Source organism: Flavobacterium sp. AK-345 (assembly GCF_058310175.1).
In genome coordinates, this window is sequence record NZ_JBZEER010000004.1 from 275,084 (window position 1) to 300,922 (window position 25,839).

General features: G+C 35.0%; 20 protein-coding genes. 4 read left to right on the forward strand and 16 right to left on the reverse strand.

The features are described 5' to 3' along the window. From AC4FQ3_RS10360 to AC4FQ3_RS10370, 3 genes are all read right to left on the reverse strand, one after another. Nucleotides 1-1,200, reverse strand: a complete 1,200-nt coding sequence (locus AC4FQ3_RS10360) for a M48 family metalloprotease (RefSeq protein ID WP_491181797.1) — start codon at nt 1,198-1,200, stop codon at nt 1-3. A 10-nt stretch (nt 1,201-1,210) separates the two neighbouring features. Continuing rightward, nucleotides 1,211-1,903, reverse strand: a complete 693-nt coding sequence (locus tag AC4FQ3_RS10365; protein ID WP_491181798.1) for an NUDIX hydrolase — start codon at nt 1,901-1,903, stop codon at nt 1,211-1,213. Nucleotides 1,904-2,131: 228 nt separating this feature from the next. Further along, the gene (locus tag AC4FQ3_RS10370; protein WP_491181799.1) at nt 2,132-3,037 is read right to left on the reverse strand and encodes a LysR family transcriptional regulator; all 906 of its coding nucleotides are present in this window, start codon (nt 3,035-3,037) and stop codon (nt 2,132-2,134) included. Between the two features lie 97 nt (nt 3,038-3,134). On the opposite strand from AC4FQ3_RS10370, the gene AC4FQ3_RS10375 reads away from it, so the two are divergent. The 3 genes from AC4FQ3_RS10375 to AC4FQ3_RS10385 all read left to right on the forward strand — a co-directional run bounded on the left by AC4FQ3_RS10375 (nt 3,135) and on the right by AC4FQ3_RS10385 (nt 6,609). Then, complete coding sequence (locus AC4FQ3_RS10375) at nt 3,135-3,887, forward strand: type 1 glutamine amidotransferase domain-containing protein (RefSeq protein WP_042562931.1); 753 nt, start codon at nt 3,135-3,137, stop codon at nt 3,885-3,887. A 158-nt stretch (nt 3,888-4,045) separates the two neighbouring features. Next, nucleotides 4,046-5,203 carry an iron-containing alcohol dehydrogenase gene (locus AC4FQ3_RS10380; protein WP_491181800.1) on the forward strand — a complete coding sequence of 386 codons (1,158 nt, stop codon included), beginning with the start codon at nt 4,046-4,048 and terminating at the stop codon, nt 5,201-5,203. 410 nt (nt 5,204-5,613) lie between these two features. Beyond that, complete coding sequence (locus AC4FQ3_RS10385; RefSeq protein WP_042562933.1) at nt 5,614-6,609, forward strand: NAD(P)H-dependent glycerol-3-phosphate dehydrogenase; 996 nt, start codon at nt 5,614-5,616, stop codon at nt 6,607-6,609. 147 nt (nt 6,610-6,756) lie between these two features. Here AC4FQ3_RS10385 and AC4FQ3_RS10390 read toward each other — a convergent pair whose 3' ends face one another. The 4 genes from AC4FQ3_RS10390 to AC4FQ3_RS10405 all read right to left on the reverse strand — a co-directional run bounded on the left by AC4FQ3_RS10390 (nt 6,757) and on the right by AC4FQ3_RS10405 (nt 9,333). Beyond that, nucleotides 6,757-7,164 (reverse strand): hypothetical protein, encoded by a 408-nt coding sequence (locus AC4FQ3_RS10390; protein ID WP_042562934.1) that lies wholly within the window; start codon nt 7,162-7,164, stop codon nt 6,757-6,759. A 115-nt stretch (nt 7,165-7,279) separates the two neighbouring features. Continuing rightward, nucleotides 7,280-8,299: a phenylalanine--tRNA ligase subunit alpha gene (locus tag AC4FQ3_RS10395; protein WP_042562935.1), complete on the reverse strand. Its 1,020-nt coding sequence runs from the start codon at nt 8,297-8,299 to the stop codon at nt 7,280-7,282. A gap of 100 nt (nt 8,300-8,399) precedes the next feature. Continuing rightward, nucleotides 8,400-8,927, reverse strand: a complete 528-nt coding sequence (locus AC4FQ3_RS10400; protein WP_042562936.1) for a hypothetical protein — start codon at nt 8,925-8,927, stop codon at nt 8,400-8,402. A gap of 49 nt (nt 8,928-8,976) precedes the next feature. Next, nucleotides 8,977-9,333, reverse strand: coding sequence for a hypothetical protein (locus AC4FQ3_RS10405; RefSeq protein ID WP_491181801.1), 357 nt, complete (start codon nt 9,331-9,333; stop codon nt 8,977-8,979). Nucleotides 9,334-9,697: 364 nt separating this feature from the next. Here AC4FQ3_RS10405 and AC4FQ3_RS10410 point away from each other — a divergent pair, with 364 nt between their 5' ends. Beyond that, a complete protein-coding gene (locus AC4FQ3_RS10410; RefSeq protein WP_491181802.1) occupies nt 9,698-10,255 on the forward strand; it encodes a CvpA family protein in 558 nt (185 codons plus the stop codon). 20 nt (nt 10,256-10,275) lie between these two features. Here AC4FQ3_RS10410 and AC4FQ3_RS10415 read toward each other — a convergent pair whose 3' ends face one another. The 9 genes from AC4FQ3_RS10415 to AC4FQ3_RS10455 all read right to left on the reverse strand — a co-directional run bounded on the left by AC4FQ3_RS10415 (nt 10,276) and on the right by AC4FQ3_RS10455 (nt 25,657). Further along, complete coding sequence (locus AC4FQ3_RS10415) at nt 10,276-10,638, reverse strand: hypothetical protein (RefSeq protein WP_073397421.1); 363 nt, start codon at nt 10,636-10,638, stop codon at nt 10,276-10,278. A 6-nt stretch (nt 10,639-10,644) separates the two neighbouring features. Continuing rightward, nucleotides 10,645-11,103, reverse strand: a complete 459-nt coding sequence (locus tag AC4FQ3_RS10420; RefSeq protein ID WP_042562974.1) for a Panacea domain-containing protein — start codon at nt 11,101-11,103, stop codon at nt 10,645-10,647. A gap of 173 nt (nt 11,104-11,276) precedes the next feature. Then, nucleotides 11,277-13,682, reverse strand: a complete 2,406-nt coding sequence (locus AC4FQ3_RS10425; protein ID WP_491181803.1) for a glycoside hydrolase family 95 protein — start codon at nt 13,680-13,682, stop codon at nt 11,277-11,279. Nucleotides 13,683-14,095: 413 nt separating this feature from the next. Beyond that, nucleotides 14,096-16,045 (reverse strand): sialate O-acetylesterase, encoded by a 1,950-nt coding sequence (locus AC4FQ3_RS10430; RefSeq protein WP_491181804.1) that lies wholly within the window; start codon nt 16,043-16,045, stop codon nt 14,096-14,098. Nucleotides 16,046-16,147: 102 nt separating this feature from the next. Continuing rightward, nucleotides 16,148-17,386: a glycoside hydrolase family 5 protein gene (locus AC4FQ3_RS10435; protein ID WP_491181805.1), complete on the reverse strand. Its 1,239-nt coding sequence runs from the start codon at nt 17,384-17,386 to the stop codon at nt 16,148-16,150. A 106-nt stretch (nt 17,387-17,492) separates the two neighbouring features. Beyond that, nucleotides 17,493-19,727 carry a glycoside hydrolase family 3 C-terminal domain-containing protein gene (locus AC4FQ3_RS10440; protein ID WP_491181806.1) on the reverse strand — a complete coding sequence of 745 codons (2,235 nt, stop codon included), beginning with the start codon at nt 19,725-19,727 and terminating at the stop codon, nt 17,493-17,495. 41 nt (nt 19,728-19,768) lie between these two features. Next, the gene (locus tag AC4FQ3_RS10445) at nt 19,769-21,346 is read right to left on the reverse strand and encodes a GH39 family glycosyl hydrolase (RefSeq protein ID WP_491181807.1); all 1,578 of its coding nucleotides are present in this window, start codon (nt 21,344-21,346) and stop codon (nt 19,769-19,771) included. Nucleotides 21,347-21,352: 6 nt separating this feature from the next. Beyond that, nucleotides 21,353-23,509: a glycoside hydrolase family 3 C-terminal domain-containing protein gene (locus AC4FQ3_RS10450; protein WP_491181808.1), complete on the reverse strand. Its 2,157-nt coding sequence runs from the start codon at nt 23,507-23,509 to the stop codon at nt 21,353-21,355. A 141-nt stretch (nt 23,510-23,650) separates the two neighbouring features. Further along, entirely contained in the window at nt 23,651-25,657 is a 2,007-nt protein-coding gene (locus AC4FQ3_RS10455) for a glycoside hydrolase family 97 protein (RefSeq protein WP_491181809.1), read from the reverse strand. Nucleotides 25,658-25,839 lie beyond the last annotated feature (182 nt).

Here is a 25,839-nt window from a genome sequence, read left to right on the forward strand (position 1 = left end):
TTAATAAGTATTTTCCAGGTCAGATTCTAAAATAGTATTTAAGGTAGTCGTGCAGTTTTGAGCAAAGGCTTTATAGGTTTTCTCGGTTAGATTCAATTCTTTTTTGAGAATGGTTTTCATTTCTTCTTCTAAACTTAATTGTTCCGAAATATCCAGAATATGCCCAATAAATGCTTCTTTCAAATCCGGATCGCACAACGCAAAATCGAGCATTACGTAAGCATAATATTCTTTTAAGTTTTTCTTGCTGTTTTCTATTTTCAGTTTGAAGGCATCGTCAATAAAGGCGTCGGTTTTTTTATCTGAATTCGAAAAATATTGTTTGTAAAGCGCGTTACAATATTCAGATTGCGTCCATTTTGGTTTTAAAATAATCGAGATTAATTCTTTTGTAATATCAAAAACCAGCTTTTTATTAAATAAATTGAGTTGATGCAAATCTGTTTTTCCGGAAATAATCTTTTCTACTTTCGAATAAAAATTGGCATTGTCATTTTCGAAAATTTCCAGAGATTTGGCTCTGATAAAATTCTCCGGATGTGTTTCTCCGTCAGAACCTTTTTCTATTCTTTCCAGAATTTCATTGGCTTGTTTCAGATAACTTTCCGCTGAAACTTTTTCTAAACCGGTATTTAATTTTACTAATGTCTGAATTGTAGTTTCCAGACTTCCACTGACTTTTAAAGCACCTAAATCACAATATAATTCGGTATAAAGCTGATACAATCTGGCGGTTTCGTAATAAAACAATTCGCTGTTGCCGTCGCTCGCAATCGTATTGATGATTCTGTTTGTGATTTCAAAATCGCCATTTTCCAGATTAAACAACAAAATATGCGATAATTCATGTCCGAACAAAACCAGTAATTCGTCTTCGTTTAGCAATTTTAAAATCGTTCCTGATAAAATAATGTGGGCTTCATTTTCAAAAAAAACAACTCCGGCATTATTATCCACACTTTGCGACTGATAAATCGTGATGGGAACCAGAATTCCCAATTTGTCTTTTGCCGTATTTAAAATTTCGTAAACCTTTGGTTCTGTATTGGGATCAATCCGATAAGAATTTTTTAATAAATCGGTTTTAAAGGCTTCTTGTTGTTCTGCTTTTACTTTTTCTTCAGAAAACCAAGACCAGGTTTTGTCTTGCTTTTTAAAATAATCTCTTAAATCAGAATGGAATGGAAATGGTTTGATCATTATATTTAGTTTAAGCAAATTTTATTTCAAAATGGAAGCCTCTTTCTATCAAATCATTATATTTCAATTTATTGAACTTAAATAATTTTGCCGGGCGACCGCTTTTTATGGGCGAAAATTTGTCTGTTTCTTCTAAAAATCCGTAACTCAATATCTTTTTTCTGAAGTTTCGTCGGTCAATTTCTTTTTCTAAAATCGTGCAATACAAATTTTCAAGATCCGAAAACAAGAATTCTTCGGGAAGTAAATCAAACCCAACAGGCTCGTAAGTAAGTTTGGCCTTTAATCTTGAAATCGCTTTTTTGATAATTAAATTATGGTCGAATGCCAAAGAAGGAATTTCGTCTATTTTGTACCATTGTACTTTATCGGCATCTGTATCTGCTTTAATTTCAAGATTTGAAGCATCAACCAAAGCATAATAAGCAACAGAAATAACACGGTTTCTGGAATCCCTGAAAATATCATCTCCAAAGGTGTAAAGCTGTTCCATAAACTTTAATTGCACATTGGTTTCTTCATGCAACTCCCTGATTACAGCGTTGCTCAACGATTCGTCATTTTTTACCAAACCGCCCGGAAGCGCCCAGTATTTTTCGGCAGTACCAAATTTTTGTTCTATTAAAAGCACATATAAACTGTTGTTTTTATATCCAAAAACAATGGCATCAACTGCGATTCTAATATTTTGAAAATTTTCCATAACTCAAACACATTAACAACAAATATAACTATTGAAGTTTCCCGTTGTTATACTAAAACGAAAAAGTTTGCCACGAATTTTAATCTGTAGTGTTTTTTATGCTTGCGAAGAAGTTTGCCACGAATTTCACGAATTTTCACGAATTCGTTTTTGATTTCATATTGAACAAAAAATTCGTGTCAATTCGTGAAATTCGTGGCGAAAAAAAATAATTCGTGGCGAAAAAAATTACAACCTATTGCCCAGAAATAATTTTAATTCTTTAGAAATAGCTTCAAAAAAAGAATTCAAATTATTGTTTTTAGCGGTCAATAAGTATACAAATTCCTCAGGAACGTGAAAACTATTCCATACCAGCTGTAATTTGTTTTCTTTAATATATTTTCTCGCATTACAATTCCAGGTTATCGCAAGTCCCGAATTTTTGGACAGCATTTCCAGCATTTCAGATTCTGAAGGAATAATATAATTAGGCACCATAGAAGGCCTTTTTTTACTGAAAGCATGCAGCCAGAATAATTTGATATGCGGAATTCTTGCATCATGACTGTACCATTTTTGGTTGTTAAGCCATTTTTCTGTTTCGGTATAATTATCTGCTTTTAGTTTCTGGCGGAATTCTTCGATATTTAAATTCATTGGCGCCACCATGATCAGTTTAATTTTACCTACGATTTCGTAAATGGTATCAAACGTATCATATCTTTTTGTTGTAATGGCAAAATCGAGTTTCTTGGCATCGACAAGTACAAAAAGGGCATCATCTTCGGCAAAAGTAAAATCAATAAAATCAAATTTGGAGATCAAAATACTTCCGCAGCTGTTGAATAAATCTTTTGAAACACCAACAGAAATCAAGCGAACAGAATCTTCTGCTTTTGCCCTGAATCCGTTTTCAACAGTTTCTAATCTATCGAGCGCGTCAATAATTAAATTATTCAGTAACTTAGCGTACTCTGTTGGTTCTACGCCTTTAGATTTTCGGTTAAATAATTTATAACCTACATGCGCTTCTAACATAGCTATTTGCTGACTAACCGCGGGTTGGCTCATAAACAACTCTTTTGAAGCGACAGAAAAATTTCCATTTTTATATACAGACTTAAAAGTTCTGTACCATTCCAAATTTACCATGATATAACTTTATTTATAACAAACATAGTTTATTTTATTTTTACTAATATCACATAAGGTGTAAATTTGATCAAAATTTAAACATTGATAATAAGACATGAAAAAAATCGCATTAATCGCAATAATCGTATTAACAGCTGGCTTTTCGGCAACAGCTCAAAAAACAAAAAAGATGAAAAAAGTATTATTTGTTGTGACCAGTAATGATAAACTGGGCAATACGGGAGAAAAAACCGGATTCTGGTCAGAAGAATTTGCGGCTCCTTATTATGAACTATTAGATAAAGGTGTAGAAATTACCATCGCATCACCACTTGGAGGCCAGCCGCCAATTGACCCAAAAAGTGCAGATCCATCATCAGCAACAGAAGACACCAAACGTTTTGATGCTGATAAAACATTACAGGAAAAATTAAAAAATACGCATAAACTTTCGACAATAAATCAAAAAGATTATGATGCTGTTTTTTATCCTGGAGGTCACGGTCCGCTTTGGGATTTAGTTGAAGATAAAAGCTCAATTGCATTAATTGAATCTTTTTACACGCATAAAAAACCAGTAGCTTTTGTTTGTCACGCTCCAGCCGTTTTGAAAAACGTAAAAGTAAATGGTGAATTTTTAGTGAAAGGTAAAAAAGTAACCGGTTTTACCAATGAAGAGGAAGAAGCTGTTGGTTTAACCAAAGTGGTTCCGTTTTTATTAGAAGATGCTTTAACTCAAAATGGAGCAAAATTCTCAAAAGGTCCAAATTGGGCTCCTTATTCTGTAGAAGATGGTCTTTTAATTACAGGACAAAACCCGGCTTCGTCTAAATTGGTCGCTGGTAAATTATTGGAAAAATTAAAATAAGATGCTAGGGACTAAGGTTCTAAGTTACTAAGATTTTGGAAATCTTTAAAAAACTTAGAACCTTAGTATATCAGAAATTATTAATAAAAGATCTACGTTGCTAAGATTAAAAAACTTAGAACCTTAGCAACTTAGCATCTCAGAAACTCAAAAAAAAAATGCTAAACTTTGAATTATATAATCCGACGAATTTAATTTTCGGAAAAGGACAAATTGAAAAACTTTCGACTTTAGTTCCAAAAGATGCTAAAATTCTTTTGGCTTACGGCGGTGGAAGTATTTTTAAAAACGGAATTCACGAACAAGTAATCAAAAATTTAAAAGGTTTTGAAATTGTTGAATTTGGAGGAATTGAGCCAAATCCGCATTTTGAAACGTTGATGAAAGCCGTTGAAATTATCAAAGCTGAAAAAATAGATTTTATTCTGGCTGTTGGCGGCGGATCTGTTATTGATGGTGTGAAATTTATTTCGGCAGCCGTAAATTTTGACGGAAACCCAATTGATATTTTACAAAAACGTTTGCTGATTAAAGAAAATGCGGTGCCTTTTGGAACTATTTTGACATTGCCTGCAACGGGAAGCGAAATGAATTCCGGATATGTCGTAACCATTAAAGCAACTCAGGAAAAATTAGCTTCGGGCGGAAGTGCTTTGTTTCCTAAATTCTCTATTTGTGATCCAACAGTTATTGAATCGTTGCCAAAAAGACAATTGCAAAACGGTGTTGTAGATGCTTATACCCACGTAATGGAACAATATTTAACGTACCCGCACGAAGGTTTTTTACAAGACAGAATTGCCGAAGGAATTTTACAAACGTTAATTGAAGTTGGTCCTAAAGTTGTAGAAAACCCAACGGATTATGCTTTGGCTTCGAATTTTATGTGGAGCTGTACAATGGCTTTAAACGGATTGATTCAAAAAGGAGTTCCTTCTGACTGGGCAACACACATGATTGGCCACGAATTAACAGCTTTATATGATATAGACCATGCCAGAACTTTAGCTATTATTGGCCCAAGTTTATACACGGTAATGTTCGAAACTAAAAAAGGAAAACTAGCACAATACGGAAGAAGAATCTTCAACCTAATAGGTTCTGATGATGAAGTGGCAAAAGAAGCAATCAACAAAACAGTTGAATTTTTCCACACCATGGGAATGGATACTAAATTATCTCAATATACAGATGATTACACCAATACAGCAGATTTTATTGTAAAACGTTTTGATGAAAGAGGCTGGAAAGGTCTTGGCGAAAACCAATTGGTAACTTTAGATAAAGTAAAATCGATTGTTGAGCTTAGCTACTAAGGAATAAAATTCCAAAATTTTTAAATTCCAAATTCCAATACTTATCGTACTTGGGATTTGGATTTTTTTATTTGAAGCTTAAACATTTAGTTTGAAGCAATTGGAATTTGGAATTTAAAAAATTTGGAATTTTAGAAAAAAAGGCGTTCTTAAAATATTTAGGAACGCCTTTTTAAAATACTAAAACAAAACTAACTAACTCAATTTTTGCTAAACTCATTAAAATTCTAATTTATAAAGAGTTATAACGCAACTATTAAATTATTATTGTGTAAAGCATAAAATATTTTTGATAATTATTTAGAACTAGCTGAAAACCATTGTTTACAGACCTTGTTTTTAAATTTCTTAAATCAGATTTTGTATTATTACTACATTATTAAGTACTTTTGCTTTAAATTATTAAAATAATGAGCGAAAAATTAAAGTTTGCAGTAATTGGAGGAGGGAGTTGGGCAACGGCAATTGCTAAGATGTTATGCGTAAATCTTTCAGAAATAGCTTGGTATATGCGTAATGATGCTGCAATAGAGCACATTCAAAAATACAAACACAATCCAAACTATTTAAGTTCAGTCGAATTTGACACTACTAAACTTAAATTAACCAACAATATAAACGAAGCAGTTGAATATGCAGATTATGTAATTTTTGCTATTCCGTCTGCTTTTTTAGATGCTGAATTAAAAAATCTGACTGTTTCTTTAACAGATAAAATAATCTTTTCAGCTATTAAAGGAATCGTTCCTGAAACGAGTTTAATTGTTGGAGAACATTTTCATATTCAATACGACATTCCTTATTACAATATTGGGGTTATTACAGGTCCTTGTCACGCAGAAGAAGTAGCGTTGGAAAGACTTTCGTACTTAACCATTGCTTGTGGCGATCCGGACAAAGCCAGCATTGTAGCAAAATCTTTATCAGGAAATTATATTAAAGCCAAAATCTCAGACGATATCATCGGAACTGAATATGCGGCGATGTTGAAGAATATTTATGCAATCGCAGCCGGAATTGCACATGGTTTAGGTTATGGAGATAATTTCCAATCAGTAATGATGAGTAACGGAATTCGTGAGATGAAGAAATTCATCAGAAAAGTACATAAAATGAAACGTAACATCAATGATTCGGCTTATTTAGGCGATTTATTGGTCACAGGATATTCCGTATTCTCCAGAAACAGAATGTTCGGAAACATGATTGGAAAAGGCTACACCGTAAAAAGTGCGATGATGGAAATGAGCATGGTTGCCGAAGGTTATTACGCCACCAAAAGTGCTTATAAACTAAATCAGGGTTACGGTGCCAAAACGCCTATTATCGACGCCGTTTACAGCATTTTATACGAAGGAAAAGATGCTAAGTCTGTGTTTAAGAAACTGACTGAGTCTTTGGATTAGTCTTTTTTAGAAGAAGAAGCAAGAGACAAGAGGAAAGATTTAGTGAATAGAGAATAAAAAAGAGTCAAGACTAATTAATTTCGTCTTGACTCTTTTTTTATGTTCAATATGAGAAAGTCTATTCTCTTGATTCTTTCCTCTTGTCTCTTACTTCACCATAACTCCCTCAACAAACAAAATCGGCACTTCTTCCGTATTATTTTCGCTGATTAGGTTAGATTTGAAGATGAATTTCTTGTCGTATAAAGTATTTCCGATGAAGAAAGTGACCATGAATTCATTGTTTAAAACCAAAAGGCTTTTTTCGATCATTTCAATTTTTACTACAGAAACTGCCGGAACTTCAACAAAAGCGTGGCGTAAAACAGATGTTTTTTTCATTTCGCCATCGATAGTTCCAAATGCTTTTGAAACTACCATAACGCTGTCTAAATTAAAGTCGCTATCGTTTACAAGATAAGCGTACCACACTTTCTCCATAAAATCGTCGCTCCATTCCTGAACGGCGGCTAGAAATACGTTTTCTACTTCGGGGATTGTTATATCTTTTTTCATCTTTATTTAAAGCTTTAAAACCTTTGTCAAAGTCTAAACTTCAACAAAGGTTTATTGTATTAATGAGAATTATATCTTCAGAATTAATCTGAAATCTACAATCTAATATCTAAAATTAAATATTGGCTTTGAATTGCTCTAAGAAACGAACATCGTTTTCATAAAACATACGAATATCACCAATTTGGTATAATAACATTGCAATACGTTCTACTCCCATTCCGAAAGCAAAACCGTTAAATTCATCCGGATTGATGTCGCAATTTTTAAGAACATTCGGGTCAACCATTCCACAGCCACCAATTTCTAACCAGCCTGTTCCTTTTGTAATACGGTAATCAGTTTCTGTTTTTAGTCCCCAATAGATATCAATTTCGGCACTTGGTTCCGTAAATGGAAAGTATGACGGACGTAAACGGATTTTTGATTTTCCGAACATTTCTTTGGTGAAATAAAGCAATGTTTGTTTCAAATCTGCAAACGATACGTCTTTGTCAATGTATAATCCTTCCACTTGATGGAAAATACAGTGCGAACGTGACGAAATTGCTTCGTTACGAAATACACGTCCCGGAGAAATAGTACGAATTGGCGGTTTGTGATTTTCCATATAACGCACCTGAACAGATGATGTATGCGTACGCAACAACACATCAGGATTTGTCTGAATGAAAAATGTATCCTGCATATCACGCGCCGGATGATATTCCGGTAAGTTCAACGCCGTAAAGTTATGCCAGTCGTCTTCGATTTCCGGACCTTCGGAAACGTTGAAGCCAATGTTGGCAAAAATATCTATAATTTGGTTTTTTACGATAGAAATAGGATGACGTGAACCAATAATAACAGGCTCTGATGATCTTGACAAATCTCCAAAAACACCTTTTACTTCTTGCTTGCTTTCAAGCTCTTCCTGAATAACTCTTACTTTTTCTTCAGCTACGGATTTTAAAGTATTTATTACTTGTCCGAAATCTTTTTTCTGGTCGTTTGGAATATTTTTAAACTCTGTAAAAAGTTCTTTTAATAACCCTTTACTACCTAAATATTTAATTCGGAACTGCTCTAAAGATTCTTTATTTTTATCATTAAAGGCTTTTGCTTCCTCTATATGCTGTTTTATCTTGTCTATCATTTTCCTTCAATAATTGAGAATACAAATTTACATAATTTGTTTCAAGTTTAAAGTCTAAAATTTAAAGTTTCCCTTCGCGGGTTACGATATTCATTTATAACTATTTTATTAAACTTATTTTGCTTTCGATTTCCCTGACTCTGCCCAGCCAAAAATCTATTCCCTCCTGATTTTTAACAACCTCTTTTTTAAAATTTGATGAAATAGTATTTAACTTTCCCCAGTTTCTTTGGTTATCTTTATCACGTTCCGCTTTTGTAGTGGGTTCTGTTCTGGTTCTCCAAAAATCAATATTTTTAAGATAATTTACTTTTAAATCTTCAAAATATTCTATCAATTTTTCTTTTGAATTAGGAATATATCCCGGACCATTGCAGCCACAAGAATGAAAAGCGATTCCAACAGAATATAAGCTTTTCATATGTTCCCATTTTTTTACATCATCTTTTTTTGGAGATTCAAAATCAAGTCCCATATTAGCCATAAACCCTCCACAATCCGGACACTTTACTTCCAGATCTGATTGTTTGCCTGTTTTTATGTCTTTAAAAAGTCTTCTTTTAAATGTTTTTCGACAATCAAAACAAGCATAATGAGGCTTATAAGAGGTCATTGCATATCTACACATTTCTTTCTTTTTAAGTGTTAGTCACAGACTGAATACTGTAAACTAAAAACTATTCAATAAATTCTCTTTCTAAAAAATAACTTACAATCGCTTCTTTCATTAAAACCGATTGTTCGCCTGCTTTTAGCGGTGGTAATTCTTCTTTTACTTTATAATGTGGCCATCCGTCTTCATCAAAATATTCGAATTCATAAAATCCGTAAGGCTCTAATAATCGGCAAATAGCGATGTGCATTAAGTTTAATTTTTCATCTTTTTTGAATTCTCTATGAATCTTTCCAAATTCCTGAACTCCGATTAGGTAAATAATGGCATCTAAATCTAAATCTTCGCCTTGCGAAAATTGATTTGAAAGTATATCGACGAGCTTTTCCCAACGCTCTTTTAATTGTGTATCTCTTGACATATATATTTGTGATTTTAGATTTTAGATTTTAGATTGCTGACTTAAAAATCTAAAATCTGCAATCTGAACTCTAAAATAGATTTGCAAAGATACGGACTTCAAATCCAAAGACCTAAAATTAACGGTTTGCCTTATTGTATAGAGAAATTACCCACGGATTATACGGATTTAACTGGTTTACACAGGTTTTTTTATTCTTAAAGTATATTTTCAGCCACACCTTTTTTAATCTGTGTCAATCTGTTAAATCCGTATAATCTGTGGACTATAAAAAAAACCTCTGCGCCTTTGCATCTCTGAACCTCTGCACCTTAAAAACTAGATAATTCTTTTATATTTGCGCCTCAATAAAACGACAGAAAATATGAGTGTTTTAGATATGATTTTGGGTGTGCTTTTAGCTTACAGTTTATACAAAGGAATTAAAAATGGGCTTTTTGTAGAAATTGCTTCTTTTATTTCTTTATTGCTCGGGATCTATTTAGCGATTAAATTTTCTTCTTTTATGACAGAAATGATCTCAAAACATGTTTCCTGGAATCCAAATACGATTCAGGTTACAGCTTTTCTGCTAACATTTATTCTGGTTGTAATTGGTGTTTACTTATTGGCCAAAGCCTTAACGGGAATTGCAGATTTTGCACAATTAGGCTGGTTGAATAAATTGGGCGGCGGATTTTTCAGAATCCTGAAAACAATCCTGATCGTAAGTATTGTAATTGCACTGTTTGAGAAAATAAATTTCGACAACACTTTTGCCAAACAAGAAACTTTAGACAAATCTATCTTTTATAATCCCATTAAAAAAGTAGCGGGTTTTGTTTATCCTTCTATCGAAAAATGGTACGAGGAATTTAAAGAAAACCATGTTAAGAAAACATCTGAAACAGAAAAGGAAAAAGAAACTGAAAAAGAAGAATAATTCATAAAGAAGCTGTTCTCTTATTCTTCTTCATTAAGATGTTTCGGAAATAAATTTTTCAGAATAATCAACATCATTCCAATTACATTTACAGACGAAGTTGTCAATAAAGTAATCAATACATTTTCTGAAAGATTCAGATGCAGTAAATTATCATTGAAATATAAAATAGACACTACAGCCGCTAGCCAGAGAAAAATAATGAAGGCAAAAATATAGGTTAAATGCCTTCTAAGTCTGGTGTCTTCTAAAAAACGACCTACTTTGGCGCTTCCCAATCTGTCTTCAAGAATCTGATTTTGCAGGCGCGCTTTGCTAAGGTCTTCAGGGGTTAATGAAGAACTATTTGCAATTGAAATTTGGTTAAGATTTAGGGAGGACATATAAGCTTAAATTGGTTTTAACTTAGTTTTATAATGTTCAAAAATATCATCATCAGAAATAACAGCATTAGAATCTTTGCGGTAAACTTTTCGCCACGGCGTACCGTCGTTGTGGGTTAATGCACTTAAATAAATACCGTCAAATCTTCCGTAGACTTCCCATATTTTATCTAAAAATTTCTCGTCTTCGCTAGTTATTTTTTCGTCTTTTAAGGCATTCGGAATTTTCTCTGTTATTTTTTCTTTCTTGTATTGCTTGATGCTGTAATACAAAGATGGAAAAACAGGCCCAAAATCCCAGGCAATAGGACTTTCGTCCAGCAATCTTTCTTTTTTATCTGTTAAGGCCAAATACCATCCATAAGCAATATAAGTTAGCTTAATTATTTTCATTGGCGTAAGATCTCCTGTTTTGGAATATTTATCTATGAAATAATTGGCGACTGTTGTTGGATTGTAAGTCATAATCATAATATTTTAATCAAAGTTAATGAAAATAACTTTGTGACAAAATTTTAAGAACTTATTGTAATGTAAATCAGTTGTTTTGCTTAATATTTAAAAGCAAACCCGAATATAGTAAACCCGACAGGTTTTTAAAACCTGTCGGGTTTGATAAAGATTATGCTTAGAACTTTCTACCAGTTTATTTCTAAACTTTCCCCTTTTTTCAAAGTGACGTTTTGTTTTTTATCCCCGCTGATTAAGTTTGTTTTTCCTCCAATTTTAGAAGAAACAGTAACTTTCTTTAAAATTTTATTTTCCCATTCCATTACGATTTCAAAACCTCCACGGGCACAAATCCCTTTTACAGATCCGGTTTCCCAGGCATCCGGCAAAGCGGGTAATAATCGGATTTCGTTTTCGTTTGACTGAACCAGCATTTCTGCAACGGCTGCAGCGCCACCAAAATTCCCATCAATTTGAAATGGAGGATGCGCGTCGAATAAATTCGGATACGTTCCTCCGCCTCTTCGTGGAGTTGCTGTTTTCTTTCCGTCGGGATCTACGTATCTCAATAATTCCCTAAACATTTTATAAGCACGGTTTCCATCCCAAAGCCTTGCCCAAAGATTGATTCTCCATCCTTTTGACCAGCCAGTGGTTTCATCGCCTTTTATCTCTAAAGTTTTTCTCGAAGCTTCGGCTAAATCAGGCGTTTTCTCCGGTGTAATATGATCGCCGGGAAAAAGTCCGAATAACTGCGATTGATGTCGATGTTTAGGATCTTTATCTTCCCAGTCAAAATACCATTCCTGCAAATTTCCTTTTTTGCCAATTTGATACGGATATAATTTTGAAAGCGCCGTTTCTAATTTTAGTCTGAAATCAGCATCAATATTTAGAACTTTCGAGGCTTTTATCGTTTTCCCAAAACATTCTTTAATCATGGCCAAATCTGCCGTTCCGCCGTACATCGTTGCACCAACAAAACCATCGGGTGCAATGTATTGGTTTTCGGGTGAAGTGGATGGTGACGTAATTAAATTCCCGTTTTTATCGGTTATCATCCATCCCAAAAGAAATTCAGCAGCGCCTTTCATCAACGGATATCCTTCTGTTTTCAGGTAATTTTTATCTTGTGTAAAAACATAATGTTCCCAAACGTGTGTACTGAGCCATGCGCCCGCCATTGGCCAGCAAGCCCACATTGGATCTTCTTTTCCGAATTGTCCAACGGGATTTGTCATTGCCCATATGTCCGAATTGTGTGCTGCAGCCCAGCCTTTGTTTACGCCATAAAAAGTTTTGGCCGTCACTTTTCCGGTTATCGAAAGGTTTTTTATAAAACTTAAAAGCGGCAAATGCATTTCTGAAAGATTGGCGTTTTCGGCAAGCCAGTAATTTTCTTCCAGATTAATGTTCATCGTATAATTACTGCTCCACGGCGGGTTTAAATGAGGATTCCAAATTCCTTGTAAATTTGCCGGAACACCCAGAGTTCTGGAACTGCTTATCAATAAATAGCGTCCGTAATTGAAATAGAGAATTTCAAGGTTTTTATCTTCTTTTCCGTCGGCGTAGCGTAATAAACGTTCGTCTGTTGGTAGATCCGGAGCGGTTGTTTTTCCTAAATTTAAATCAACGCGATTGTAGAATTTTTGATAATCAGCTGTGTGCGATTCTTTTAATTTATCGAATGATTTTGCAAATGCCTTATTCATATTTTGCACTGCAATTGCTATATCGTCTAAACCTTCGCTTGCGGGATTTTTGTCAAAACCATTAAAACTTGTTGCAACAGAAACATAAATAATGGCTTCTGTCGCATCTCTTAAGCTTAAAGATTCTCTTGAATTTGTAATTTTTCCGTCTGTTTTTTTAATTTGGACTAAAGTGGTAAATTTTGTTCCTCTTTCTTGTATATCCAGATATTTTGGCAAAACTGTATATCCTGCATTTTCGTGAATAGGTGCAGAACCTGTCATTACCAGAATATTATTTCGCACTTCGACATTTGATTTTAATAAACTCTTTAAATTAATATCAAAATTTAAAGTGCCTTTGTGATCGCTTGTCAATTTGATGATCATAATTTGATCCGGAGCAGAAACAAAATATTCACGCGTATATTTTACACCGGCCATTTCGTAACTTACTTTTGATATTGCATTCGAAATATCAAGTTCACGATGGTAATTGACAGCTTTTCCTTTTTCAGAATTATTAATTTCTAATGTTCCCAAAGGCGCAAAAGATTCAGAGTTTTTACCCTGAATTTTTTTGTTTAATTCCTCTGCCAATTTGTAGTTTTCGTTTTTTAAAGCTTCACGAATTGCCGGAATATTTTTGTACGCTTCCGGATTCATATTGGCATTTACGGGTTCACCAGACCAAAGTGTGGCGTCGTTCAAATAAATTTTATCTGCATTTGCGCCGCCAAAAACGGTTGCTCCCATTTTTCCGTTTCCTAAAACCAAGCTTTCTTCAAAGAATTCTGCGGGTTGATTGTACCATAAAACATGTTTGGATTGTGCGGTCATGTTTATGCTGAAAGAGGCGAATAGTAAAATGAAGAATGTTTTTATGAGGCTTGATTTCATGTATTCTTTTTTTGATTTTGAATTTCGTTTAAATATATGCCGTTCCTACGGAACTTTGTTATCATGCTCATTCTTATCAACGGATTAATCCCGAAGCTTCGGGACGTTGCTACAATATAGGTCGTTCCTCCGGAACTTTTGAGAGAGCCTTCGGCTCGGATTATTTTGTAGGGACGGATTTCAATCCGTCTTAACAATATGGATATTCAAATCTATCCAATTTTCTGAATTATTCGATTTCTTAGCTTATAAATAGGTAAATATCTCGTTTAACGGTTTCGCGCGTGAGGGATAGGAGTTAGCTACCGAAGTAGCACGGATAGCCCGACCGTATTTGCGAAAGGCGCACATAAGCGGTTTGTTAAATAGCGCCTTTTGTAAATACGGTCACGCCCAAATGTCACACCAAAATATTATTTACTAACCTTATATATTTCGTTTGCTGTAATCATTTCCCAATTATCGGTTCTGAAAGGCGATGCAGGGAATTTTTCTTTGTTGAAAAGATTGATTTCCGTATCGTCGTCTGCCCAACCGTAATGAACTGCAACGGGATTTTTTACGTCGTCGCTTGAAACTATAATCGTGTTGCCTTTTATTCTCGCTTTCGCGGAATGAAAAACTTTGTCGGCACTCGCGATTTCGAAGCCTTTTACGTTTTCTGAATTATCTGAAGCTATTAATCCTGAACCTATGTTATCGAAAGTCAGAATAATTTGATTGCCTTTTATTTGCTGAGATTTAAAAGTTGGTCCGCTATAGATTTGTTTTTTGCCGTAAACATTGTTTAATGCAATGGCGGCCAAACGTAATCCGACATCTTGTTTGTTTGTGGGATGAATGTCTTTTGCGTTACCAATATCTGTAGTTACGACCATTCCTGTATTGGGTACTTTTAAAGTTTCGGATTGTGCTTCGCGAAGTTCTGCCCAACGGCTGCCGACTTTGCTGTTTCCGTTGAATTCGTTGAAAGTCGATAATTGTACGAAATAAAAAGGAAAATCGCCTTGTTTCCACTTTGTTCTCCAATCCTGAATCATTAACGGGAATGCTTTTTTGTATTGTTTTGCGCGCCAAACATTGGCTTCGCCCTGATACCATAAAACGCCCTGAAACGCATACGGAACTAACGGATTTACCATTGCATTGTACAATAACGATGGATAACTGTTTGGCGAAATAGCAATTTTTACCTGAATGACATTGAATTTCCAAAGTCCTTCAAGTGGAATATTGCTGTCTTTAAACTGAATTTTTAAATCGGCCGGATCGCCATAAATTCCGCCGCCACCTGAATAATCTGCAATGCGAACTGCGATTACATTTTTTCCTTCTTTTAAAACTCCGGCTGGAATTTTATAAACTCTTAAAGCTTCCCAAATTTTATTGGTTCCAACTTCAACGCCGTTTACATAGGTAATATCTTCGTCATCTACTTTTGAAAGATGTAAAACGGCTTCATTTTTCGCCTGTTCGGCAGTTAACGTAATTGTTTTTCTCATCCAGACAATTCCATCGATATTGCCAATTTGTTGGTTTTCCCATAAAGAGGGTACTTTTATTTCGGGCCAGTTTTTATCTTCAAATTTGAAGTCCTTAAATTGGTTTTCATTTTCCATGGAAACATCAAAACCCTGAATCTTTTTTAAATTTTCTAAAACTGATTTTTTGTAAACGGCAAAAACGGCGTCCATATCTACCTGAGGAACATCTGCAATCATGGTTTTGAATTCGTCACTTTTTTGAAACGCTTCGTGGCTTGTCCAGGTTTCTACATTGGTTCCACCCCACGATGTATTTATAATTCCGATTGGGATTTTTAATTCAGCATATAGTTTTTTGGCAAAAAAGAAACCTGCCGCTGTAAAATCACGAATATTTTCTTTGTTGGCAACCAGCCATTTTCCTTGTTTTAGATCTTCTTTTGGAGTTCCGCTTAAATCTTGCGCAACTCCAAAATGGCGAATCATTGGATAATTAGAATCGGTCATTTCTTTTTCAGCGTTCATGACTTTGTACATCTGAAATTCCATGTTCGATTGTCCGCTGCAAATCCACACTTCGCCAACCAAAACATCTTTGATTACGATTTTATTTTTTCCTGTAATGATTAATTCAAAAGGTCCTCCCGCTTTTTCAGCAGACAGTTTAATCTTCCATTTTCCATCTTTATCGGCCTGAATGGTTTTGGTTTGTTTGTTAAAACGAACTTCCACTTTTTCATTGGCTTCTGCCCAACCCCAAACCGGGATTTCTTTGTTGCGCTGCAACACCATTCCGTCAGAAAACAACAATGGCATTCGCACATTTGCGTTTGCCATTATACTGAATATCAAAAAGATAAAAACTTTATATTTTTTCATCGTGTTATTTTTAAACCATATAAGTGATATAAGTAAATATAAGCTTTTTATTAAGTATGACTTATGTTTACTTATATCACTTATATGGTGAATTTAATTTTTTTACTGTAATCCTTCCTTCAGAGCGGTTAAAGCCTGAGTATCAAAAACGCTATTATCGCTTCTTTTAAAGATTCCGAAACCATTATTTCCCATACTTCCTTCATCCCAATAAAAAGGTAATAATCCGTTTGCTTTTGCTGTTTTTACCACCGTTTTTAAATAATAAGCTCTTGAAGCCAAATGTAAAGTTAAGGCATCGCCGGTTAAAGTCGTTCTGCGAATGGCGCCAAATTCTCCTAACAAAACAGGAATTCCTTTATCTACAAATTGGGTTTTCATTAGTTTAAAGTTTTTCTCTAAATCTGCTTCTTCTCCCCAACTTGCATTTCGTTCTGTATCTGCTGCTGAATGAAAATTTGCTCCCCAATAATAAAACATTTTTCCCCAGGTTTCGTCTTTGGTTAAACCGGCAAAATTCCATGGCGAATAGTAATGTACTTCTACCATCATTTTGTTTGCCACTTTATCTGTTGGCAATGTCAGCATTAGTTTATTTGTTTTTTCGATATCTGTTGTTGGTCCCTGAATTACTAAAACACGATTGGCATTTTTTCCTCCGGTAGAACGAACGGCATCAATAAAAGTTTGGTGATATGATGTTAAAACAGCCATTTGTGCTGCATCTTCTACAGCTGGTTCATTGGCACTTGCAAAAAGTACATGCTCATCAAAACCACGTAAATGTGTTGCAATTTGTTCCCAAAAAGCTTTTTGTTTGGCATTGTTTTCTACTTTTTTGGCTTCGGTAATATTGTTTTCCAACCATCCACCGTCCCAGTGAATGTTTACAACAACATACATATCGTTATCTACGCAATATTGCACGACTTCTTTTACTCGGTTTAGCCAGTCTGCTTTGATTTTGGCTGTAGCCGAATTTTCTAAATACTGGTTCCACGAACACGGAATTCGAATTGCATTAAAACCGTTTGCCTTAACGGCGTCGATAAGTGCTTTGGTTACTTTAGGATTTCCCCACGCGGTTTCTCCTCCGGTTGCTTCAAGCGTGTTGCCGATGTTCCAGCCTAATTTTATTTTGGCTGCTAATTGCACGGCTGTACTTGACATTCCGCTTGCATCTGCAGGGATTGGGTTTGTATTGTAACTTGGATATAAGCCCGCAACTACAATTTTTTGTTCTTGTTTTGTTTCTTCTTTATCTGAACTGCAAGCCCAAAGACTTAAAAAAGAAAAACATAATGCGGTGCTTAACAGATAACCTTTTACAGTGTTTTTCATTTGATTTGGTTTAATAGTTAGTTATAAGTTTTATTCAGGCAACTTCATTTTTTATTTATTAAAAAATGCTCTTCAATAAAATCAAAGAGCATTAATTTTTTAAGCTTTATTTAATTGTTACAACAACTTCTTTTTTGATGTCTCTTGAAGAATTTCCTAATTTCAAAGTATATTTTCCTGGTTCAACTGTCCATTTTTTGGCAGTTACATCATAGTAAGCCAATTCTTTTACAGGAACTTTAATTGTAACTGTTTCTGAACTTCCCGATTTTACCAATGTTTTTTGGAAACCTTTCAATTCCTGTGCAGCACGTGTAATTTTTGAATCTGATTTTGAAGAATACAACTGAACAACTTCTTTTCCGTCAACTTTTCCGGTGTTTTTTACATCAACAGAAACTGTAATTGTTTCGTCTTGTGCATAATCGGTTTTGTCTGTTTTTGCATTTTCAAAACCAAAAGTCGTGTACGACAATCCGTATCCGAAAGGAAATAATGGCGCAATATTTTTAGTATCAAACCAACGGTATCCTACCAAAATTCCTTCTGCATAATTTACTGTTTTTCCTCCAGGGAAACTGTTTGTAGCGTGCGCTGGAGAATCCATAATATTTTTAGGCATTGTCCAAGGTAATTTTCCAGACGGATTTACTTTTCCTAAAAGTACATCTGCCAAAGCATTTCCTCCTTCTGAACCATTAAACCATGTCCATACTACAGCTGAACTTTTTTTACTGATATTTTCAATCTCAAAAGGCGCTCCGGCAACAAAAACAACAATCGTTCTTGGGTTTGCAGCGATTACTTTTTGAATTAATTCTTCTTGTCCAAAAGGTAATTTTAAATTTCTTCTGTCAGAAGCTTCTGTTTCGTAATCACGGTTTGAACCCGCAAAAATAATCGCCACATCCGATTTTTTAGCCGCTTCAACCGCTTCCTGAACTTTTGCAGGATCTAACTGATCGATTGTTACCGGACCATTTGATGTAATATTTCCTAAGTTTCCTTTGTTTTTTTCTTCGTAACGCTCTAAATATCCTTCAGCATAATTGATTTTTACTGAAGATGGTAATCTGTTTTTTAAACCTTCAAGCGGTGTAACTTCTCTTTTGGTTTTTACACCTGCGCCAAATCCGCCAAGCGCGTTTTTCTTCGTTGCATTGTTTCCAATTACTGCGATAGATTTAACTCCGTCCAGTTTTAACGGTAAAGCATTGTTGTCATTCTTCAATAAAACTACCGCTTCTGCAGCAATTTTATAAGCGTCCTGATAATGTGCTTCTGTAGCAATACTTCCTTTTGCACGGTCTTTTCCGCCCATTGCTTTTACCTGAAACAAAGTGCGTAAAATTCTTTTTACGTGTTTGTCCAATTCTGCTTCTGAAATTTCTTTGTTTTTGGCAGCAGCGATTAATTTATCGGCAAGGAAAAATTCGTTGAATGGTTTTGGAGTTCCCATTTCAATATCTAAACCACTTTCTAAAGATTTTACTGTTGAATGCACCGCAGCCCAGTCTGAAACTACAACGCCTTTAAATCCCCATTCGTCACGAAGAATTTTATTCAGCATATAATCGTTTTCACATAAATATTCGCCTCTAAATTTATTATAAGCGCCCATTACACTATACGCGTGCGCTTCTTTTATCGAAGCTTCAAAAGCCGGTAAATAAATTTCACGAAGTGTACGTTCATCAATTTGAACATCTACAAAATCACGATTTGTTTCCTGATTGTTTGCTGCATAATGTTTTACGCAAGCCATAACATCATTGTCTTGTAAACCAACAATTAATGGCACTGCAATTTTTTTGTTCAAAAACGGGTCTTCAGACATATATTCGTATGTTCTTCCTCCAAGCGGTGTTCTTACGATATTTATGGCTGGCGAAAGCAACATATCTTTATCTCTTGCGCGCATTTCCTGCCCAAGACTATTCCCGAAAGTATATGCCATATCAGCATTCCACGTTGCAGCAAGTCCGCCACCAGCTGGATAATACGTTGCAAAATCATTTGTTAAACCTGCCGGAGCCCAATTGTCACGCGAAATTTCTTCACGAACACCAAGTGGTCCATCAGCCATTTTTAATTCTGGAATCCCCAAACGTTTTACACCGCCAGAAGTAAACATGCTATTTCCATGTAACATTCCTATTTTTTCCTCTAATGTCATTTGAGAAACCAACTTGTCGATTTCTGCATCAAACTCAGATCCAATTTCTTTTCCCTTGTATTCTTTTTCTGCTGTTTCAGAATCTGTGGTTTTTACATCACTCTTACAAGATGTAAATACTGCAAAAGCCAATGCTGCTGACAGGTATAAAATTTTGTTTTTCATGCTTAATAAATTTTAGTTTTTTAGATAGTTTATTTTGAAAATTAAAGCTTTACAAAATTCAATAAGAAAACATCATTCTCATTGATTTTCAAATCTTTGCTAAAAGTTCCTTTTGCGTCAATGTTTACTTTTTCACTTCCCCACAAAGTGCCATTGTTTTTTTGTTTGATTGTATTTACCTGATCGCGTGTTAACTGACTTGGTTTTCCCATGGCCAGATAATCCGCGTAAGCGTCATTTGATTTATAGCCTACTTTGTAGATTTCTAAATTGTATTTTCCTTTTTTTAAACCTTCTACTTCAATTTTTAAAGTTCCTTTTGGTTTCGATGGTAAATCCTGAACATAATAGGTTTGGTTCCAAACTTTATCGCCCGGATGTGTGTTGGTAAAATCCCAAACCAATAATTGAACATCCCCTTTTTCATTTTTTGTCGCCCAGGAAGATCTGTCTTTATTCTGAAGTTCTGTTTCGCCCAATTTATTTAAAAAGGAATACGAGAAATAAGCCGGTTTTTTAATTCCCTGCGTATTCAATAATCCGAAACCTCCGTGAAATGGGGTAAATCTTGGTCCGGCTTCTTCAAAAATATCGGTAAAAACCCAATACGACATTGAGTTCGCAGCATTTCCAACTTGTTTTAATTTCTGAAGAATATACGCCGCCGAATGATAACTGTCATGAATTGGATCTGATGGTGTGTATGAACTACTCCATTCTGTATAATGTAATTCTAATTTTGGCTTAGCCGAATTTGAAATTTGCTCACGAGACGTAATTACTTCACCGCTTATGCTGGAATCTTCTTTGTTTAAAACCGTTCCCGAAGTTCCGAATTCGTCTAAATATCCTTGTTTTACGCCGTAAGTATGCGTTGAAATAAAATCTAAAGGCACATTATTTTTAGCACAAAAATCGATTGTTTCCGGAACCCAGCCTGCGCCTGCCGTTGCCGGACCGCCTACTTTGTACGCCGGATTTACACTTTTAATGCCTCGCGCTGCATATTCGTATAATTTGAAATATTCTGCCTGTGTTCCTGTCCAGAAACCCGGAGATAAATTTGGTTCATTCCAAACTTCAAAATACCAGGTTTTTACTTCTTCGTCTCCGTAACGTTCTTTGAAATGTTGGGTTAGGTTTCGAATTAAATCTTCCCATTTTTTATAATCTTTTGGAGGTGTTACATTTCCTTTCCACCAAAAAATAGTTTCTTTTCCACTTGCCAAAGCATTAGGCATAAAACCTAATTCTACAAAAGGCTTTACTTTAATGCTTAAAAGAAAATCATACAAAGCATCAATATATTGATAATTGTATTCTGGATTTCCTTTTGAATCTTCTCTGTAAACCGCCATATCATCAGACAATAAGCCGTGCATTCTGATGTATTTAAAATCGCATTCTTTTTTAGTCATTGCCAATTGCTGCTGCCAGTCGGCACGTAAACCTTCGTTTGCTCTTCCGGCACCAATACATTCTTTGAACATGGTGTTTAATTGACCTGTAGTTTTGTTGTAATCGATTTTTATAATTCTGTTTTCAGCAGCATTTTGTCCAAACAACGGAACGTTGATTAGAGAAAGCAAAATAAAGAGTATCGCTAGATTTTTTTTCATTGTAAATTATTTCACTGTTATTTTTTTGTTCAGCAGAATTTTATCCGAAGCACTTCCTATTTGAATTTCAATTGTATTGTTTTCTAATTCAAATTGTTGTTTTTGTGTGTTCCAATATTCTAAATCTTTGGCTTTCAAAACCAAAGAAACATTTTTAGTTTCTCCCGCTTTAAAGAAAACGCGCTGAAATGCTTTTAATTCTTTTTCAGGGCGTTCTACTTTTGACTGCAATTGTTTTACATACAACTGAATTACCTCATCTCCGTCTTTGGTTCCTGTATTGGTAACTGAAATTGTAACTTTTACTTCTCCATTTTTAGAAATGCTTTCTGAATTTGTTTCAATGGAATTGTATTTGAAAGTTGTATAACTTAAACCATGACCAAAAGCATATAAAGGTTTGCCTTTAAAATACATGTACGTTCTTCCGTTTCGAATGTTGTAATCTAATAAATCCGGCAAATCAGTAATATCCCTAACCCAGGTTTGTGTTAAGCGTCCGGCCGGATTATAATCTCCAAATAAAACATCAGCCAAAGCGGTTCCGGTTTCCTGACTATTTTGTGTCATGTGTACGATTGTCGGCACGTTTTCTTGTGTCCAGTTTATGGCATATGGAAAACTGCTTATTAATGCTAAAACTGTTTTAGGATTGGCCTGATAGACTATTTTGATTAAATCTTCCTGTTCTAAAGTCAGCGATTGACGATCTACAGCTTCTTTACCTTCACTTGGTACGGGACAATTTGCCCAGCCTGCATTACAAACCGGATGATTTCCGACGATGACAATAACTGCATCTGCTTTTTTGGCTATTTCAGCTGCTTTACCATCTATATTATTTTTGGCATAAAGTATTTCGACATTATTGCCTAGTTTATTTTTTATTCCTTGCAAAGGTGTAATTGTATACGGAGGAGTTCCGCTGTACCAATCCAGAAGCACTTCATCTGCACGATTTCCTATTATGGCAATAGTTTTTAATTTATCTTTTTGTAAAGGCAAAAAATTAGAATCGTTTTTAAGCAAAACAATGGATTTTTGTGTTGCTTCTATAGCGATTTTTTTATGTGCTTCTGTTTTCCAAGGATCGATTGTGTCTTTTCCGGTTCCGATTTTTGCATACGGATTTTCATCTGAACCATCCAACATTCCGAGTTGAATCATGACTCTATAATCTCCGCGAATAACAGTATCAATATCTTTTTCTTTTAAATATCCATGCGAAAGTGCACCATAAATTGCTTCTGTATATTCATCTAAAAACTGATTAATTCCTGCTTTTATGGCTGCTGCAGCTCCGAGATATTTATCAGCATAATATTTATGATCTGAAAGTAATAATTTGAATGCGCCTCCATCTGTGCAAATGATTCCGTTTTGTCCCCATTCTTTTTGAGTAATATTTTTGAGCATTGGGTGTACCATTGCCGGAATTCCGTTTACTTTATTGTAAGCTGCCATATAAGCACGGGATCCTCCATCAACAACGCCCATTTGAAAAGGCAAAGCATAATATTCACGCCAAAGCCTTTCATCAAAATCAGATGAAGTATAGGTTCTGCCATCTTCATTGCTGTTGGCCAGAAAATGTTTCATTAACGAAGCCGTTTGCCAATATTTTGGATTATTTCCTTGCAATCCTTTTACAAAGGCAACGGTCATTGTTCCGTTAAAAAAAGCATCTTCTCCATAACTTTCTTCGGTACGACCCCAACGCGGATCTCTTGCAATATCTGCATTTGGAGCTCGAACTACTAATCCGCCACGATGGTATTTTTGAAAAGCATATCGCGCTTCATAACCTTCGACTTGCGCCACTTTTTGAAGTAAATCAACATCCCACGTTTCTCCCAATCCATAAGCCTGAGGAAAAGTAGTCGTTCTTAATGGCTCTTTATTTTTTCCTCCCCATTCGCCCGGTCCGCCAAGTGCCAAACCGTGCAAACCTTCTACGTGACCTGTTCCTGTAACGCCTAATCTTTTTATCGATGGATTTGTGCTCAAAGCCTGAACTTTTTCATCGAGTGTCATCAATGACAACAAATTATCAATACGCTTTTCAGTATCTAATTTAGGATCCTGAAAAGGATATTGCTTTTGCTGCGACAACATCAAATTGACCGACAAAAGAAAAGCGATTTGTAAAACGAGGTTTTTCATTTAAAAAAATTGTGGTTATTAAACCCGGATTTGAAAATCTTGGGTTTGAAATTTTTATAAATTATGCTATTTAAATCTAATCGTTGTTTTAGTAAACCCGACAGGTTTTTGAAACCTGTCGGGTTTGAAAATCTATATAAATTATAATTTTTTGAATCTAATTGCTGTTCCTCCAGCGCCGCCTAAATGTAATTTTAGAGAATCTGATGCTTTAACCGTTTTCTTAGAAATTGCAATTTCTGCTGGATTATGTGTTTCATCTGTTCCTACGGCATCAGCATAAATCTGAGCTTCGTAAGTTGCATTTGGATCTAAAAATGATAATGAAACATTTACGTCTCTTGCATTTTCGTTTGTTATCGTTCCTAAATACCAGTCAGCACTGCTTCTGTCTTTACGAACTGTTGTGATATATTGTCCAATTGCTCCTTCTAATACTTTTGTATCTTCCCAATCTGTTGGAACATCTTTTAAGAACTGTAAAGCTGGTTTTCCTTCGTAGTTTTCAGGTAAATCTGCCATCATCTGGATTGGTGCATAAATCGTTACATACAATGCCAATTGCTGCGCTGCTGTTCCGTGTACTCTTTTTCCAGGGAAACCTTGTTTTACCTCAACATCAAAAATTCCGGGTGTAAAGTCCATCGGTCCCGAAAGCAATCTTGTAAACGGAATGATCGTTAAGTGATTTGGCGGATTTCCTTCGCTCCAAGCGTTATATTCTTGTCCACGTGCTGCTTCTCTCGAAACCATGTTCGGAAAAGTTCTTCTTTCTCCTGTATCTTTTATTGATTCGTGGTATAAAACAGCTAAATCATATTGCGCAGCTTTTTCTAAAATATACCTGAAATAATTCACCCCAAATTGTCCGAAGTGATTTTCTTTCATGTTTAATTTCGAACCTACGTGACCAATTTTAACGGAATGCATTCCTAGTTTTTTGTACAATGCAAAACCTTCGTCAACTTCTTTTAAGTAATTAATTAAGTTTGAACCTGTTTCATGGTAACCAATAAGGGCAACGCCTTTTTTGTTTCCGTAATCCACCACTTTTTCTAAGTCGAAATTGTCGGCACTTTTTGTGAAACTGAACATGTGCATGTGGTTTTCATACCAAGCCGGTGTCCAGCCTTTGTTCCATCCTTCGATCAATAAATGATGAAATCCTTCTTTTGCTGTAAAATCGATATATTCTTCGGCATGTTTGGTTGTTGCGCCTTGTTTGTCGCTTTCCCAAAATGTATATTTACCAATGTGCATTCCCCACCAGATTCCGAAATATTTGTATGGTTTGAAATAACTTGCTGTGTTTTTTAATTTATTTGGATCATTCAGATTTAAAATCAAATAAGACGTAATTAAATCTGCCGGAGTTTCTCCAATTTGAAGTGTTCTCCAAGAAGACGTAAATGTATCTTTTACTCGAACTTTTACACCATCTGCCCAAGGCACTAAATCTGATTTAAGTTGTGTTCCGGTTGTATTAACCAAAGTCATACTCGCGAAATCTACCAAATTTGCTTCGTGAAAACTCAATGCTAATCCGCTTTTGCTTTCGATTGTAAGTGGAGTTAAAACAGTATCTAATGTACTTACGGCTGCATCTTTAAAAAGATATTCGTCACGGTTTTCTCTGTTTGCCGGAATCCACCATGCTTTTCCATCTTCTTTTAAGTTAAAAGTCGTTTTTTCATCCATAATGAAAATACTGTCTTTTACATTTTGTTTTGGATACACATATCTAAAAGCAATTCCGTCATCAAACGCACGAAACTGAATTTCAAGCTTACGTTTATTTCCGCTTTTTTGCTGTAACTGAACAGAAAGCTGATTGTAATTATTTCTGATATTTTTCTTCTCGCCCCAAACTTGTTCCCAAGTCTCATCAAAAGAAGTATTTTTTACGCTTTTTACTTCAAAGTCTGAACTTAAATCTTCATTTCCTTTTAATAAAAACCCCATATCTGATGGTGTAATCACTTCGGTTTTTCCGTGAGATACAGCATATTTTGGAGCGTTTTTTACTAACTCAAATTTGATTTTATTCTGCCCGTTTGGCGATGCCAATTCATAAGCATTTTTATTTTTCTGACTGTATCCGATCGTAACAGAAAGTAATACGGCGGAAAGAACTAGGTTTTTTTTCATGATATTTTTTCTTGAATTCTCAAATAAATCGAATGAAGCGCTCAAAACTTCATCCGATTTAAAACTAAACTAAACTAAAACTTATTTTTATCCTGTTGGGGATGTTTTTTTTCACGCAGATTCTGCAGATTTAAGCAGATTTTTTAATTTTTAATTTTTTTGATCTGTGCCTTAATTTTTTT